At 68.4% G+C, this 17,283-nt stretch carries 9 protein-coding genes; all 9 read right to left on the reverse strand.

Annotated features, from left to right (window positions below):
- Positions 1-278 precede the first annotated feature (278 nt).
- Positions 279-539, reverse strand: coding sequence for a hypothetical protein (locus QMZ26_RS11495; protein WP_283221513.1), 261 nt, complete (start codon positions 537-539; stop codon positions 279-281).
- A complete protein-coding gene (locus tag QMZ26_RS11500) occupies positions 536-748 on the reverse strand; it encodes a hypothetical protein (RefSeq protein WP_079222433.1) in 213 nt (70 codons plus the stop codon). Before QMZ26_RS11500 ends, QMZ26_RS11495 begins: the two co-directional genes overlap by 4 nt.
- A gap of 167 nt (positions 749-915) precedes the next feature.
- Positions 916-6,468 (reverse strand): autotransporter domain-containing protein, encoded by a 5,553-nt coding sequence (locus QMZ26_RS11505; RefSeq protein ID WP_283221514.1) that lies wholly within the window; start codon positions 6,466-6,468, stop codon positions 916-918.
- A gap of 199 nt (positions 6,469-6,667) precedes the next feature.
- Positions 6,668-8,257: an alkaline phosphatase D family protein gene (locus QMZ26_RS11510; RefSeq protein WP_283221515.1), complete on the reverse strand. Its 1,590-nt coding sequence runs from the start codon at positions 8,255-8,257 to the stop codon at positions 6,668-6,670.
- Positions 8,257-10,500 carry a TonB-dependent receptor gene (locus tag QMZ26_RS11515; RefSeq protein WP_283221516.1) on the reverse strand — a complete coding sequence of 748 codons (2,244 nt, stop codon included), beginning with the start codon at positions 10,498-10,500 and terminating at the stop codon, positions 8,257-8,259. The genes QMZ26_RS11510 and QMZ26_RS11515 overlap by 1 nt, the downstream gene beginning before the upstream one ends.
- 120 nt (positions 10,501-10,620) lie before the next feature.
- A complete protein-coding gene (locus QMZ26_RS11520) occupies positions 10,621-12,051 on the reverse strand; it encodes a replicative DNA helicase (RefSeq protein WP_079222437.1) in 1,431 nt (476 codons plus the stop codon).
- Positions 12,052-12,301: 250 nt separating this feature from the next.
- A complete protein-coding gene (locus tag QMZ26_RS11525) occupies positions 12,302-12,862 on the reverse strand; it encodes an NADPH-dependent FMN reductase (protein ID WP_079222438.1) in 561 nt (186 codons plus the stop codon).
- 65 nt (positions 12,863-12,927) lie between these two features.
- A complete protein-coding gene (gene asnB, locus QMZ26_RS11530) occupies positions 12,928-14,871 on the reverse strand; it encodes an asparagine synthase (glutamine-hydrolyzing) (protein WP_283221517.1) in 1,944 nt (647 codons plus the stop codon).
- Positions 14,872-14,874: 3 nt separating this feature from the next.
- Positions 14,875-17,154 carry a transketolase C-terminal domain-containing protein gene (locus QMZ26_RS11535; RefSeq protein WP_283221518.1) on the reverse strand — a complete coding sequence of 760 codons (2,280 nt, stop codon included), beginning with the start codon at positions 17,152-17,154 and terminating at the stop codon, positions 14,875-14,877.
- Positions 17,155-17,283: the final 129 nt, after the last annotated feature.

Below are 17,283 nucleotides of genomic sequence, written 5' to 3' on the forward strand. Positions count from 1 at the left end.
GCCCATGCTCGGCTGGCCGGTACAAAAAGCAGCCGAGCGCAGGCTCGGCTCTACAGAAGACGGCAGCCCCATTGTAGTGCCGAGCCCATGCTCGGCTGGCCGGTGCAAAAAGCAGCCGAGCGCAGGCTCGGCTCTACAGAAGACGGCAGCCCCATTGTAGTGCCGAGCCCATGCTCGGCTGGCCGGTGCAAAAAGCAGCCGAGCGCAGGCTCGGCTCTACAGAAGACGGCAGCCCCATTGTAGAGCCGAGCCCATGCTCGGCTGGCCGATGCCCGGCCCTACCCCTGCCGGGCGGGGGCCGCCGGCTTTGGCGGGTCATCACACACGCGATGCTTGACCACGGTGTCCCCCACCTTCCATTGCTTCACGACCCGACAGCGCTCTTTGGCCTCGGGCGCTTTCGCAGACCTGGACCCGGCCGCATCCGCCTCATCGGCAGCGGCCGTCTGCTGGCGCTCCAACCACGCCGAGGACGGTACCGGCGACTGCGCCAGTGCCGGGCCGGCCAGCGCTGCCAGGGCAACCAGCAGCACCTTCATGCCGCCACCGCACGGCCGCCCAGCACGCGGGCCGGCAGCATGAACAGCGCACGCAGGAAGGCGAACAACGCCGAGAAGGTGATGCCGACCAGGCGGAACGGCAGGCTCAGCAGCCAGACGAACGGCCAGGCAATCAGCGCGAGCAGCGCCAACGGCCAGCACAGCACGAACAGCAGGCACCACACGCCCAGCGCGAACAAGGTCTTCATGACGGTCTCCTTGGGCGGCACCCTGCCGCCTGTGGCCACCGTGCCGCGCGCCCGCGGCCGCCGCAAACGGATTGCGACGAAACCGGGCTGGGGGCGATGAAACCCGGTGCAGCGGCGGTCGCCGGGCTTGGCCCGGTGCCGCCGCTGGCAGTATCGCGCTGGCGGCCTCAGCGGCTGCCGTTGCTCAGGCGCAGGCCGACGCTGCTGGAACGATCACTGCCCCGGGCCTGTTCGTGGCCCAGCAGCAGCGAGAGGGTCCAGCCGCGCGCGATGGACATGTCGACGCCTGCAGACAGCGACAGCAGATCATCGTTGTAGCTGCGCATCGCCAGGCGGTAGTCCTGCGGACGCGCCCACTCAGCGTAGTTCAACGTTGCTTCGCCCCGGTCCTGCAGCGCCTGCCGGTACTCGATGCTCCAGAACGGGCGCACGCGCGCCTCGGCCGATTCGACCGCGCTGCCTTCCAGGCCGAACGCCAGTGCGCGGCTGTCGACGACGTGGCGGCCATAGGCCAGATCCAGTTCGCCCAGGCCTTGCTCGCGGTAGGCATCCAGCGTGCTGCGGCTGCCGTCCAGCCGTGCGTAGCCACTCATGCGCATGCCCGACAACACCTGCTCATAGCCCAGCGCCAGCGAACCGAACCACTGCGAACCCTCGCGACGGGCCACTGCCATCGCGCCGGCATCGCGGCTCCAGCGCTGCAGGTCGAAGCGCAGGTCGCCGGTGGCCAGCACCGCATCGACGAACACGTGCGCGTTGCCGCGCCACAGGCCATACAACGCCAGCGACCGCTGGTCGGCCTGCAGGCGCGTGCGGGCATCATCCTGCTCGCTGTCGTTGCGGCCGATGCTGCCGGCCACGCCCCACAGTGCGCTGTCACCGAGGCGACGATCCACGCCCACGGTCAGGCCGTCGCTGCGCAGGTCATACCGCCCTGCCCCGGTCGCGCCACCCCGGCCGTAGGTGGCCGTGCCGGAGGCCCAGGTGCCCCAGCCGGCGGGCAGCAGCGGACGCTCGCTCTCCATGGCCTGGCCCAGCGGCAGCGACGCCGCCTCCGGGCCACGCGCGCCGGTCGACACCGACAGCGTGTTGCTGTCGGCATTGCCGCCCGCACGTACCTGCCGCAGGCGCTCGCGGATGTTGGCCTGCTGCGCGTTGGCGAACCGCACGCTCGCATCCACCTGCGCCTGCAGCAGCCCGGTCACGCCCGGGTCACGGGTCGGATCCGGGCGCATGTTCACCACCAGCACCAGCTCGACACTGGCCGCGGCATAGCTGCCCGCAGCGGCCTGCTCGGCGGTGATCACCGCACGACCTTCGCCGTGCACGTGCACGGTGCGGCCCTCGACACTGGCCACTGTGGTGTCGCTGCTATGGAAGCTGAAGGCACCCGGGCTGGCGCTGGTCGGCAGCGGCAGTTCGAAACTGCCCTGTTCCAGCAGGCGCTGCAGGTCCGCACTCCACGCCAGCACCGGCACGGCCAGCGCGATATCAACCACGTGTTGTTGCTGCGCAGCCGCTTCATGGTTGGCATCGCCGTCCTGGTCCACGGTCAGCACGCAGCGCCCTGCCGCCAGCATGGCGACGCGGGTACCACTGACACTGCAGACCGCAGGACTGCTGCTGCCGAAACGCAGCGGCTGACCCGACGCACCACCCAGCGCGGAGACCTCGAAGCTGCCGCCCTCGCTGTAGACCGGCGTTGCCGGGTCCACGCTGAAGCCGGTGATCGCCTGCGCGGCCTGCGCGATCTTCAGCTGGTAGCGCGCCACGCCGGTGAAACCGTAGGTGTCGCTGACTTCCACGTCGAAATCGAACACGCCGGCCAGGGCGGCCACGCCCTGCAGCTGGCCGTCGCTGGACAGCAGCACGCCAGGCGGCAGCGCACCCGACATCAGGCGGAACGCATACGGCGCGGTACCGCCACGGGCCTGCAGCCGCAGGCTGACCGGGCCAGCCTGGGTTGCCGCGGGCAGCGGGGCTTCGACTTCCTCGATCTGCGGAGCCGCCACATTCAGTACGAATGCGCGGCGCGCACGGAACGGACCGCTGCCGGAGCTGCTGTCGGTCACCTCGACCTCGATCTCGAAACGCCCTGCGGCCACCGGCGTACCTGCCAGGTGGCCGCTGCGATCCAGGCGGAGGCCCGTCGGCAGACTGCCGCCAACAATGGCGTAGGTGTAAGGCGCCGCGCCGCCGCTGCTGGACAGCTGCGCGTCGAGCGCCGTGCCAGCCACGCCCAACGGCAACACGGCCGACTGCAGGACCACGGTCGGCGTACCGATGGTGATCGTGATCGTGGCCGGTGCCGACGTGCGGAAGGCATCGCTGACGGTGTAGCTGATGCGGTCGTTGCCGGCATAGCCTGCGGCCGGTGTGTAGCGCAGCGTCGTGCCCTGCACGTCAACCTGCCCATGCTGCGGGCCCACGGCCAGCTGCACCTGCTCGGCCACACCGCCCACCGACAGCGGCAGCACGACGGCTGCGGCACCGTAAGGCACGACGATGCTGGAATCGGCCACGGCCAGGTCCGGCAACGGCGCCACCGCTGCCGAGGCGGCCGACGCCACGCCGCTGCCGTATTCGCTGCGTGCGACCACCACGAAACGATAGGCACTGCCGTTGGCCAGGCCACGCACGGTGATCGGCGAGGTCGGACCGGTTGCGCTGATGCCACCCGGCTGCGCGGTCACGGTGTAATCGACGATGGCGCCACTGCCGGCCGACGCTGCATCGAAATGCACCTGCACCTGCCCATCACCGGCCACGCCGCGCACATTGGCAGCGGCCGACGGCAGGTCGGCGCCGACGCGTACGCCGGCGGTCGCCCCGACGTTGGCCAGCGCAGTGCGTGCCTCGGTGCCCTGTGCATTGCGCAGGCTGCCGGCAGCAGCCTGCAGCGATTCCACCTCGATGCCATCCTCGTCGCGGTCATCGGCCTGCAGCGTGTACTGGAAGCGCAGCACAATGCCCTGCACCTCTGTCTCCACCGCCGAGAGCGTGGCCAGCCGACCCTGGCTGCCGATGCGCAGCAGCAGCTGCGGCGCAGCGCCTACCTGCAGGCCCTGGTCGAACTGCACCGCAAAGGACAGCACCTGTCCGGCGAGGTAGCGGCCGACGGACGGCACCTGCACACCGGTCACCGCCGGTGCGCCCTGCACGGTGAGCGGATCGGACGGCAACGATGCCGCACCGGCTCCCGCCGCATTGAAGGCGGTCACCACGAAGCGATGCGCGATGCCGGTGGGCAGCCCGTCGATACGCAGCGGACTGCCGTTGCCACGCACGCTCTGTCCACCTGGCAGCGCCTGCAGCAGATAGCTGTCGACCGCACTGCCGCCTTCGAACGCCGGCGCCTGGAAGCTCACGTCCACGCTGCCCGCAGCGAGTACGACCATGGTGATGCGCGGCGCGCCCGGCACCACCGCCAGCACCGCGAACGAACGGCTGACGCGGGTAGCGGCATGGGTCGCGGCGTCACCCGGCTGATCGGCGTCGATGCTGCAGGTACCGGCCGCAAGCAGGGTCACCCTGCCATCGGCAGCGACGCTGCAGACCCGGGGTGTGCTGCTGGACAGCGACACCGCCAGGCCACTGCTGGCGCTGGCCAGCACCTGTGGCGTGCTGCCGAAAGCCTGGGCATCCAGGGGTGCGAACTGGATCTGCTGCTGCGCCATCGGCACCACGTCGTCCGATGCCAGGGACGCCGCGCCCAGCCCCGCTGCGGTACGCGCGGTGACCGTAAAGCGATACGCGATGCCATTGCGCAGGCCGGTGAACACTGCCGGAGAAGCGGCAGTCTGCAGCTGCAGGCCACCGGGCTGCGCGGTCACCACGTAATCCAGCACCGGGCTGCCGCCATCCTGCGCGGGCGCTGCGAACTGCAGCGTCGCTGTGCCGTCGCCTGCGACGACTTCGGTGATGGACGGTGCGCCCGCCGGCTGCGCGCCGACCAGGATGCCCGCCGTGGTGCCGACGCCCGACAGCGTCAGCACTGCATCGATGTCATCGCTGTTGCGGATGCTGCCCCCAGCCAGCTGCACGCCGTCGATGCCGATGCCATCCTCGTCGGACTGGCCCGGCACCACGGTGTAGCTGAAAGCCAGCTGGTTGCTGCCCGAGCCGGAGCGATAGCGCGCGGCCACCTGCTGGCCGCCGATCGACAGCAGCAGCGCAGGCACAGCCTGCACCGTGACCGGCTGATCCAGGACCAGCAGGAAGTCGAGGCTCGCACCGGCCAGGTAGCGGCCGTCGGCCGGTAGCAGCAGGCTGGTCACGCGCGGCACGGACGGCATCGTCACCGGATCGGACTCGGCGGAGAACGTGCCGGGCCCTGTCGCGGTGCGCGCACGCACGGCGAAGGTATAGGTCGTGCCTGCGTGCAGGCGGCTCATGCGTACCGGGCTGGAGCCACCGCTGACCACAGCAGCACCCGGGCGCGCTGCCACCTCGTAAGAGAGGATGGCACTGCCACCGTCGCTGGCGGGTACATCGAAGTACACGTCCACGCTGCTTGCGCCGATCCGTTCGACGCGACGCAGGGTCGGCGCCGACGCGCGGGCAGCCACCACGTTGAAGCTGCGCTCCACCGGCTGCGCCGCGCGCGTGCCGGCGTTGCCGGGCTGCAGTGCGCGCACCGTGCACGTACCGAGCGCGGACAGGCGCAGGTTGCCTGCACTTTCCAGCACGCAGACCAGCGGATTCAGGCTTTCGTACTCGACGGCCAGGCCGCTGCTCGCGGTGGCCTCCAGTGCCAGCAGCGAACCCAATGGCTGGTCACCGGGCGCATTGAACTGGATCGTCTGCCCGGTCATCGGCGTGACCGCGGCGCTTGCCTGCGACGGCTGGCTGGCCTGGCTGCCGTTGTTGGCGATCACCTGGAACTGCACGGGCATGCCGTTGGCAAGGCCGGTCACCGTGATCGGCGACTGCGTGCCGAGCACCCACTCGCCCGTGGACGCCATCACGGCGTACTGGGCAATGGGCGCGCCGCCGGTCTGCGTCGGTGCGGTGAAGCTGACCACGGCCTGGCCATCGCCGGCGACGGCGACGACCTGGCCGGGGGCATCGGGCGCGATGGCCGCGATGTTGACCGACAGCGGCTGGTGCGCGCTGGCGGCCGCGGCATCGGTGACCTCCACGCTGACGCTGAACGTGCCCGCGACCTGCGGCGTGCCATGCAGGCGGCCCGAGGGTTCAAGCACCAGCCCGGCGGGCAAGGTGCCAATGTTGATGCTGAAGATGTAAGGCAGGCTGCCGCCGCTGGCGGCGAGGCTGACATCCACCGCCGTGCCAACGGTGAACTGCTGGACGCCCGGCATATCGAGCTGCAGCGGTTGAGTGGCGGTGGAGGTGCAGTTGATCTGGACCGGGCTGATGTACCTTCCGGTCTTGATGCTCATGAACAGGCCATTGGCCACCAGGAAGCTGCTGTCGACCGTTCCGCTGTGCGCTCCTGCAGACCCGGTGTTGCTGCGGTAGTCGTAGCCTCCCGGGCCGAAACTCAAACTGCGGAAAATGATGGCGTCGGCCGAGTTCGGCGGTTTGCCGATGTTCTCGCCGCTGTCTGTGAAACGGACCGTCAGCGACTCCCCTGGCAGGAAGGCACCCTGTGCGAACGACCGGATCTCGTTGGTCCTGGCACCTATCAGGTTGATGGCCTCGCACGCCGCCGACGCCGCCTGCGCCACACCCGTACCTGCCAGCAGCTGCAACAGCACCACGCACATCCAGGCGGCGCCGCGCCCCACCCCACTCTTCCCTGCTACCACCGACATCGATCCGTTCCCCAAGAATGAAGGGGGCGCACGCGCCGGTCCATCGCCGCGCGTGCAGCAATGGCTCATGGACGGTGATGTTTCCCCCTGATACCGGTGCGGTAACGGCAGGTCACGGGGGAACTTGAGCGCCGGCCGGGGCCTACACCGGCACGGCCCCCGGTCGGCCGTGGATGACCTGGAAGCGCGCTGCGGTCCGCACCTCGGCATCGGCACGCAGCACGCTGTCGGCAAAGCGCAGTTCGGCATCCATGGTCTGCCGGTTCAGCTGCAGCTTCCACCAGCCGCGACGGTCGCCGTCGAAATAGCGGATATGCGGGTTCTGCGGAATCGATGGGCCGTAGTAAGGGCCATACGGGGTATCGTCGCCGCCACTGCTGATCGCCGGCGCGATGAATTCGGTGGCCACCACCGGCGAGTTGGCCGCATCGAAGTCCAGCTTCAGGTCGTTGACGAAGGTGGAGTGCCAGTCGCCGCCGAGCACGATCGCGTTGCCCTGCCCGCCTGCCTGCAGCGCCTGCAGCAGGCGGTTGCGCGCACGCGGATAGCCGTCCCAGGCGTCGTTCCAGAAGCGCTCGCGCGGGGTGCCTGCGTCCAGCCGCAGCTGGGCCATCAGCAACTGCTGCACCACCACGTTCCAGCGCAACCCCTGTGCCGCCACCATCGACTGGGCGAACCAGGCTTCCTGGCCGACACCGAGCATGCTCATACGCGGGTCCATCGCTGCGTCGCAGCGCGCCGATTCACCTACGCCGCAGGGATTGGCGGGACGGAACTGGCGGCAATCGAGCAGGCTGAGCTGCGCAAGATCACCGTAGCGCAGCCGCCGGTGCACGCGCAGGCCACCATTGCCGGCCGGCGTGCTGCGCATGGGCAGGTGTTCGTAGAACGCGCGGTAGGCCGCCGCCCGACGCACGATGAAATCTTCCGTCGATACGCCGGGCTTCTCCGGATGGATGCCGGAGTAGTCGTTCTGCACCTCGTGGTCATCCCAGATCACCGCGAAAGCATGCGCGGCATGCGCTGCCTGCAGGTCCGGATCGAGCTTGTACAGCGCGTACTGGTCGCGGTAACGCTCCAGGCTGACGGTCTCGCCGCTGAAGCGCTCCGCATCCAGCGTGCGACCGCGTGCATTCTGCAGCGGGCTGTATTCGTACAGGTAGTCGCCGGCGTGCAGCACAAGATCCACATCACTGCGCGCGATATCGCGCAGTACCGGGTAGTAGCCGCTGTTCCAGGCCTGGCAGGTGCACAGTGCCAGCCGCAGCTGCTGCAGCTGCGTATCAGGCAACGGCGCGGTGCGGAAGTGGCCGACCGCGCTTTCTTCATCCCCGTCGCAGGCGAAACGGTAGTAGTAGTCACGGCCCGGGCGCAGGCCATTGACCTCCACGTGCACCGAATGCGCCAGTTCCGGTACGGCAGCAGCAACACCCCGCTGCACCAGCCGGCGCATGCCAGGGTCTTCTGCCACGTACCAGCGGACCGGTACCGCCCGCGCGGGCATGCCGCCGCCATTGAGCGGGTCCGGCGCCAGCCGCGTCCACAGCACCGCTCCCTGCGGATCCGGATCGCCAGCAGCGACGCCCAGCGTGAACGGATCGCGCCCGAGCCGCGGCCGCGGGCCGGCCGTGACCAGCCCCGGCATCGCCGCCAGTGCGATCGCCGCCCCCGTGCCCTGCCACGCCATGCGCAGCAAGCGGCGACGGGTTTCCGGATCGACAGGTGCGCGCATCAGAAGCGGACGGTGGCAGTGGCCATCACCTGCCGCGGCGCGCCGACCTGCATGGTCGCCAGGCTGCGGGTCGGGTCAGTGGCGTAGGTGCCATTGGTGTTGATGGACGACAGGTAGCGCTTGTCGGTCAGGTTGGTCAGGTTCAGTGCAACCGTCAGGTTCTGCGCCGGGCCCATCGCACCGAAGTCGTAGGCCACCGACGCATTGACCAGCCAGTAGCTGGGTACCGAAAGATCATTGGTGTAGGTCACGTAACGCTTGCCGACATGGTTGGCCGACAGGCGCATGTCCCACGGACCCGGGGTCCATGCGAGCGTGCTGGCGAACATCCATTCGGGCGTGTCCACGGTCTTGCGGCCGCGGGTCGGCACCACTTCGTTGTTCACGTAATCGTTGTCGTAGGTGCTGTCATTCCAGGACAGCGCATTGGACCAGGCCAGGTCCTGCATCGGCTTCAACTGCAGGGTGGCCTCGGCGCCGCGGCTGGTGACCGAGCCGACGTTGGAGAACAGCGCCGGGCAGCCAAGGATGCCCACGCACTGGGCGATCGCCAGCAGGCGGTTGTCGAACTTCACGTCATACACCGCGACCGACGCTTCATAGCCGCGGCCGTAGCCGCGCCAGCCCAGCTCGATCGTGCGCGACTGTTCCGGCTTCAGGTTGCCTGCGCTGGCATCGAAGTCGGCCTGCGGCACGTTGAACGGGCTGCCGACGCCCAGTGCATAGGCAGCGACATTCTTTGCGAACGAGCCGAAGACCTCGTTGCCTTCGTTGAGCTTGAAGTTGAAGCCGGCCTGCGGCAGGAGGCCCTTTTTCGCGGTCAGGCTGCTGTTGTTCGCGTAGTTGCCCAGCGGCGTGCGCACGCTGGTACGGGTGTGCGGCGACTTGGCACCGATGTCGATGGTCAGGCGATCGTCGAACAGGCGGAAACGGTCCTGCACATAGAACTGGCGGGTGATGGTGGTGTAGTGCTGGTTCCACACGCGCTGGTCCGGATTGCGCAGGAAGAAATCGTCGGTGATGGGACCGTCGATGTAGTAGAAATTGCGCTGCACGGTGTGGCCGTTGTCCTCGTACCAGAGGCCGGCTTCCAGTTCGTGGCCGCCGACGTTCCAGGTGAACGCAGAGGTCACGCCGGTACGGTCGATCGCGTACTCGGTGGTGCGGATCGAAATCGGAATTTCCCGGCTGGTACCCGGGTTGGACGGATTGGAGGGGCTGAACCAATGGCCCTGGCCGCGATTGCTGTGGTTGTAGACGTTGACCTTCAGCCGCATCGAATCGTTCAGGCCGAAATCGCCAGCGATGCTGGACAGATCGTCATTGCGCAGGCCATGGCCGGAGTAGTACGCGTCCCATGGGCTGTTGACGCCGCCACTGTACTGGCCGTTCGCCGCCGCGACCGCGCGATCCCAGTCCGGCGCGTAGTTGTCCCAGTTCCAGCCGAGGCGATCGATCATCTCCAGCGACAGATCCTGATAGTCGGCCTCGACCCGGCGCGATCCGTTGAACAGCGCGGTGATCCTGCTGTCCTCACCGAAGTGGTAGGTGGCCTTGCCGTTGAACTGCTTCGACTCCTGCGATCCCTTGCCCTTCCACTTGTCGCCCTCGGAATACGCGCCGGACAGATAGGCGGCGAAGCCCTGGTGCTCGCCCGTCTCCAGGCGTGCATAGCTGCGGCGCGCATTGTCACTGCCGAAGCCCTGCGCCAGCACCACGCCGTACTCGGTGGACGGATCGATCGAATAGAACTGGAACACGCCCCCGAGGTTGCTGGTGGACGGCGTACCCAGTGCGCCGATGCCGGTGGACACTTCCGCACCGCCCAGGTTCTCGCTGATCACGGCACGGCTGATGTGCAGGCCATTGCTGTTGCCGTAGGACATGTTGCCCAGCGGGATGCCGTCGAGCGTATAGCCGAGGCGGTTCTGGTTGAAACCGCGCAGGCTGATGCTGGTGGACCACTCATAGGCACCGGTGGCGTCGGCCGACTCGAAATGCACGCCCGGCTTGCTGGCCAGCAGCTTCAGCGGATTGGCGCCCGGCGGCAGCACCTTCATGTCTTCCGCGGTGACACGCTGCACCTGGCGGGCCTCGCCGCGGCCGATCACCGAGATCGAATCGAGGGTCGTGGCCGACGGTGCTTCAGTGGCAGGAGCGGTTTCAGCCAGAGCAAGCGACGGCAGCGATGCACAGACCAGCAGGGCAAGCAGGTTGCGGCGAAGCGGAGCATGGGGCGACATGAAGGCGGATTCCTTGGGCACGCTGGACGCCGAAAGGCGGCGTCGAAGAGCAGCAGCGGCGGAATCGTAAAAGCAGCGCGTTACATGTCATTTACACGCTGCATGCACAGGAAGAACCCGTTACTCGAACGAACCGACCGAATCGTGGGACAGGTTGTCGAAGCGGGTGTATTCGCCGAAGAACTTCAGCTTGCACGAACCGGTGGGGCCACCACGGTGCTTGCCGATGATGATCTCGGCCAGGCCCTTGTCCGGCGAATTTTCCTTGTTGTAGTAATCGTCGCGGTAGATGAAGACGATCATGTCCGCGTCCTGCTCGATTGCGCCCGATTCGCGAAGGTCGGCCATCACCGGGCGCTTGTCGGTTCGCGTTTCCAGCGATCGATTGAGCTGCGAAAGCGCGATCACCGGTACGTTCAGTTCCTTGGCCAGGCCCTTCAGCGAGCGCGAGATTTCAGAGATTTCGGTCGCGCGGTTTTCGCTGTTGCCCGGCACGCTCATCAGCTGCAGGTAGTCGATCACGATCAGGCCCAGGTCGTGTTCGCGCTTCAGGCGCCGGCACTTGGAACGCAGGATCTCCGGCGACACGCCCGGCGTATCGTCGATGAAGATCTTGGTTTCCTTCAGCATCTTGATCGCGCTGGTGACCCGGCTCCAGTCCTCGTCTTCCAGCTGGCCGGTACGCAGGCGCGAGGCATTGATGCGGCCGTTGGAGGAAATCAGGCGCATCGCCAGCTGCGATGCGGACATTTCCATCGAGAACACCGCCACGCCCTTCTTCGACTTGATCGCCGCGTACTCGGCGATGTTCAGCGCGAAGGTGGTCTTGCCCATCGCCGGGCGCGCGGCCAGGATGATCAGGTCGGTCGGCTGCAGGCCGGCGGTCATCGCATCGAAATCGGTGTAGCCGGTCGGCAGGCCGGTGATGTTGCCGCCGTTCTCGAAGCGGTTGCGCAGTTCCTCGAAGGCATCCTTCAGTGCGCCGGGCATGGCCACGAAGTCGGTACGCCCGCGTGCGCCCTGTTCGGCAATGGCGAACACGCTCTTCTCGGCCGAGGCCAGCAGTTCGCTGCTGTCGCGGCCTTCCGGCTGGAAGCCGTCGTTGACGATGTCGGTGCCGACCTGGATCAGCTGCCGCAGCACCGCCTTGTCACGCACGATCTCGGCATAGGCGACGATGTTGGCCGCCGATGGCGTGGTGCTGGCCAGCTCGATCAGGTAGGCGCCGTCGCCCACCAGCTCCATCCTGCCCTGCGATTCGAACCACTCGCCCAGGGTCACCGCATCGAACGGGCGCTCGCGCTCGGACAGCTCGCGGATCGCCCGGTAGATCATCTGGTGGTCGCGGCGGTAGAAGTCGGTCTCGGTCAGCTGGTCGTTGACCCGGTCGTAGGCTTCCGGCGCCAGCATCAGGCCGCCCAGCACCGCCTGTTCGGCTTCCACCGAGTGCGGCGGCACGCGCAGCTGGTCGATGCGCGATTCGTCGCGATCGCGGTCGAAGCCATCGCCGCGCTCTTTGCGGTTGGAACGGAAGCCGGAACGGGCGGACATGCTGCGGTGTTTCCTGCGAAAGTGGGCCAGACGAGTGTAGGCATGCGCCGACCCCGGCGGCCATGGACAAGCCTGTGGATAAGCCGTGGACGAACGGGGGATATCCGCCGCTGTGCGACGTGCCTGTCCGGCCTATGGAGACCCATTATCGCATGGGGTCAGAGCCCGCCGCTGCGCGACGGGATCCGACCCCGGCAGAAAGGGGTCAGATCCCTCTGCGCAGCAGAGGGCCCTGACCCCGAGGGCAGCGTCAATCGCCCTTGGCATGCACCGCGATCAGCTGCAGGAAGCGGTCTACATAGCCCTGCAGGAACTTCTGCGTGCCTTCGTTGTGGATCGTGCCATCCGCCCCGATCAGCTCGTCCTTGAAATGGAGGAACGCCTCCGGCTGGCCGAGCACGTGCATGTCCAGGAAAGCCAGGCTGTTGCGCAGGTGCTGCTGGGCCACGGCCGTGCCGATCTGGCCGATGGAGGCGCCGATCACCGCCGCCGGCTTGCCGCCAAAGGCGCTGTCACCATAGGGCCGCGAGCCGATGTCGATGGCGTTCTTCAGTACGCCCGGCACCGAGCGGTTGTATTCGGGGGTGACGAACAGCACCGCGTCAGCACCGCGCACCTCGTCCTTCAGGCGGGTGCCCTGCGCCGGGTAGCTGCCGTCGAAATCCTGGTTGTACAGCGGCAGATCGTCGATGCGCACGTACTGGAAACGCGCGCGATCACCGGCCAGCTTTTCCAGTGCCAGGGCCAGCCTGCGGTTGCAGGACTCCCTGCGCAGGCTGCCAACGAACACGGCGATGGTGGGAACAGGCATGGCGACACACTCCTGACGGGGGAAAGGGCCAGCCTAGCGGCCGGCCCGATGCGCCCCGGTGAAGATCAGCCGCGTGCCACGCCCGCCCGCACCTGCCGCCAATGGTCCTGCCAGGCCTGGAACATCAGCACGTTCCAGAGGTGGGTGTGCCATTTGCGCTGGCCACCCAGGAACTGCTGCCACAGCGGCTGCACGGCCGCCGCCGACAGCACGCCTTCGCGTTCCAGCCGGGCCGGCTGCAACAGGTCATCGGCCCAGGGCCGCAGGTCGCCCTTCAGCCATTCACTCACCGGCGCGCCGAAGCCGCGCTTGGGCCGGTGCACCATCGACTGCGGCACATAACGGCCCAGCACGCGCTTGAGCAGCACCTTGCTGGTATCCTCGCTGCGCTTGAACGCCAGCGGCAGCGACCAGGCGAATTCAGCCACGCGCCAGTCCAGCAGCGGTGCCCGCGCCTCCAGGCTGACCGCCATCGAGGTGCGATCGACCTTGCACAGCAGGTCGTCGGGCAGGTAGCTGACAAAATCGGCCAGCATCATCGCGTCGGCCGGGGTGCCGGCGCCGTGCAGCGGGTCGGCGAGGTCGTAGAAGCTGCCGGCCTCGCGCGCGCCGATCACCGCCGCCGCAGGGTCGCGCCAGCGCGAGATGCGGTTGCGGTAGACATCGCCGATACCGCGCGCGCCGGTCTCGGCCAGCAGCGCAGCCAGGCCGCCGGTGCGCGAGGCCTCGCCCTGCTGGTGCGCACGCGCGCCCATCCAGCGCCGCAGCGGCGCCGGTACGCGGCCCAGCATCTGCCAGTTGCGCAGCGCACGCACGTAGCGGGTATAGCCGAAGAACAGTTCGTCGCCGCCGTCCCCGGACAGGGCCACGGTCACGCCCTGCCGCGCCAGGCGCGCAACCAGCGCGGTCGGCACCTGCGAGGCGTCGGCAAAGGGTTCGTCGAACATCGCCGGCAGCTGCGGCACTACCGCCAGCGCGTCGGCGCCGCTCACATAAAGCTCGGTGTGGTCGCAGCCCAGATGGCCGGCCAGTTCCTTGGCCAGCGGCGCCTCGTCATGGTGCGAGCCGCTGAAGCCGATGCTGAAACTGTGCACCGGCTGCGTGCTCTGTGCCTGCATCAGCGCGGCCACCAGCGACGAATCGGTGCCACCGGACAGGAACACGCCCACCGGCACGTCCGCCACCATGCGCAGCGCCACGGCATCGCGCAGCAGGCCGTCCAGCTGTTCCTCGGCCTCCTCGATGCGGCCCTGGAACGGCGCGGCCAGTGCCGCCTGCATGCGCGCGCGGGCATCCCAGTACGGGCGCTGCGCCTGCTCGGGGCGATGCGCGGACGCACCGGCGGCCACCATCGCCGCATCCAGCCGCAGCACGCGGCCCGGCATCAGCTTGTAGCAGCGCTGGTGGATGCTGTGCGGGGCCGGGATGTAGTCCAGCCGCAGCAGCAGGGTCAGCGCATCGCGGTCGATGTCGTTGTCGAAGTCCGGGTGCTGCCACAGCGCCTTCAGTTCCGAGCCGAACACCAGGGTGTCGCCGGCCCAGCCGTAATACAGCGGCTTCTTGCCCACCCGGTCACGGGCCAGCCACAGGCACTGCTCGTGGCGGTCCCAGAGCGCGATGGCGAACATGCCGTTGGCGCGCTGCAGGGTCTCCTCGACGCCCCACTGCAGGATCGCGGCCAGCAGCACTTCGGTATCGGAATGGCCGCGGAAGGCATGGCCCAGTGGTTCCAGCTCGGCACGCAGCGCAGCGAAGTTGTAGACCTCGCCGTTGTAGGCCATCACGTAACGGCCGTCGGCCGAGGCCATCGGCTGGTGACCCAGCGGTGACAGGTCGAGGATGCTCAGGCGGCGGTGCGCCAGGGCGATGCCGGCGCTGGCGTCGACCCAGGTGCCGCCGTCATCCGGCCCGCGGTGGTGCAGCGCGTGCCCCATGGCCAGCGCCTGCGCCTGCAGCACCTCGGCCGGCGACTGCGCCGCCGGCAACAACATTCCCGCCAATCCACACATGCATCAGGGTTCCTGCGCCAGGTCGAGGGCGGCGCCAATCACCGCATTGTCGCTTGGAAGGCCGAACATTGCTGCCCCCGCCAGCGGCGTGTAGGTATCAGCGCCGCAGACCCGCCGCAGCGGCAGGTGGCCATGCCCGGCCTCGACCAGGGCGGTGACCACCCCCTCGCCCACACCGCCGCTGTGGCGGCCCTCGTCCAGCACCAGCACCCGCCGCGCGCTGGCGGCCTGGGCGGCGATGAAACCAGCATCCAGCGGCACCAGCCAGCGCAGGTCCACCACCCGTACCTGCCAACCGGTCTGCGCCTGGATGGCCGGCACCGCGCGCAGCGCCATCGGCACGCCGTTGCCGTAAGTGAAGACCACCAGATCGTCCGCATCAGGCGCGTAGACCCTGCCCTCGCCCAGCACCAGCGCCTGCCCCGGCGCCGGGTAGTCGAACAGCCACTGGCCATCACCGGGCGCGTGCAGGTCCTTGCTCATGTACAGCGCGATCGGCTCGAGGAACACCGCCACCCGGCCGTCCACCCGGGCCAGCGCCGCCAGCGTGCGCAGCATCATCACCGCATCGTCGCCGCGCGACGGGCAACCCACCACCAGGCCGGGGATGTCGCGCAGCGCGGTGATCGAGTTGTCGTTGTGGAAATGGCCACCGAAGCCCTTCTGGTAGCCCAGCCCGGCCACCCGCACCAGCATCGGGTTGCGGAACTGGTCGTTGGAGAAGAACTGCAGCGAACAGGCCTCCCCGCGCAGCTGGTCGATGGCATTGTGCAGGTAGGCCAGGTACTGGATTTCCGGTATCGGCAGCAGGCCCATGTTGGCCAGGCCCTGGGCCATGCCCAGGATCATCGTCTCGTCCAGCAGGGTGTTGAACACCCGGCGCGGCCCGAAGCGGCGCAGCAGATCCTTGGTGACCGTGTACACGCCGCCCTTCTGCGCCACGTCCTCGCCGAACAGCAACGCCTGCGGGTACTTGCACAGCAGTTCCTGCAGGCCGTGGTTGATCTGCACGGCCAGGTGGCGCGGCGGCTGCCGTTCCGGCAACGCGTCAGCCCCGCCGTACAGCGCCTCGCGTGCTTCGGCCGGCACCGCGCGCTCGGCTTCGGTCATCACTGCCGCTGGCGTGTAGGGCGCCAGTGGCGCAACCACTTCATCCAGCGACTGCAGCTTGGGCCGGCCTTCGGCGTCCGAGGCGGCCGACAGGCAGCGCGCACGCAGCGTTTCGTAGGCGGCCTCGATGCCGGCGGCATCCATCCAGCCTGATTCCAGCGCGATCTGTGCCGACCGCAGCAGCGGGTCCTGTGCCTCGGCCGCGCAGAGGTCAGCCAGCGCGCGCCATTCCACTTCGAAATCGGTGCCGGCATGGCCCATCAGCCGCGTGGTGCGCAGGTGCAGGAAGGTCGGCCGGCGGGTACGCCGGCAATGCTCGACCGCCGCCTGTACCTGGGCATGTCCCGCCGCCAGGTCCAGGCCATCGGCGTAGTAGTAGTCCAGCCCCGGCTGGCGGCTGAAGCGTTCGGCGATCCAGCCTTCCGGGGTCTTCACCGAAATGCCCAGGCCGTTGTCCTCGCAGACGAACAGGATCGGTGCGGGCAGCTTCTGGTAGGCCGACCACATCGCGGTGTTGAAGGCGGTCTGCGCCGTGGCGTGGTTGGCCGAGGCATCGCCGAAGGAACACAGCACGATGCTGTCGGCGGGGATCGGCAGCGGCTGGCCCAGGCGCTTGCCGCTCTCGATGGCCAGCGCGGTGCCCAGCGCCTTGGGCAGGTGCGAGGCGATGGTCGAGGTCTGCGGCAGCACCCACAGCGGGCGGCTGCCCCACACCTTGTGGCGGCCACCGCTGGCCGGGTCGTCGGCACTGGCGGCGAAGGACAGTGCGGCATCGCGCAGCGGGTCCAGGCCCGGCACCTGGCGCGCGCGCTCGGCCATGAATGCACCGGAACGATAGTGCAGGAACGCCGGATCGGTATGCCGGCAGGCCCGCGCCAGTAGCGCATTGCCTTCGTGGCCGGACGAACCGATGGTGTAGAAGACCTTGTTCTGCAACCGCAGCACGCGCGCCATCAGGTCCAGCTGGCGGCTGGCCATCTGCGAATCGAACAGTTCGGCGAACGCGGCCGCGGTGAGCGTGCTGCCCGGCAGGATCGGCGCATCCCGCGCCGGCTTCGGCCGTGGCAGCCCGCGCCAACCACGCAGCGCCTCGAGGAAATTGACGTCGCACACTTCGGCGCGGTTGAGCGCGCGCATGCGCGCGGGAATCGGATCGGGAACCACAGCGAACATCGAACACCCTCCGTGTCGTTGTTGCGTTCCGCCGGGCGCAGCCCGGCGCTGCCGTGCCGGGCTTCACGGCCCTGCTTTCGTAGAGTCGAGCTTGCTCGACTGCCCTGGACGCCAGTCGAGCAAGCTTGA

Origin of the sequence: Stenotrophomonas sp. PFBMAA-4 (assembly GCF_030053215.1) — a bacterium.
Taxonomy (GTDB): Bacteria; Pseudomonadota; Gammaproteobacteria; order Xanthomonadales; family Xanthomonadaceae; genus Stenotrophomonas.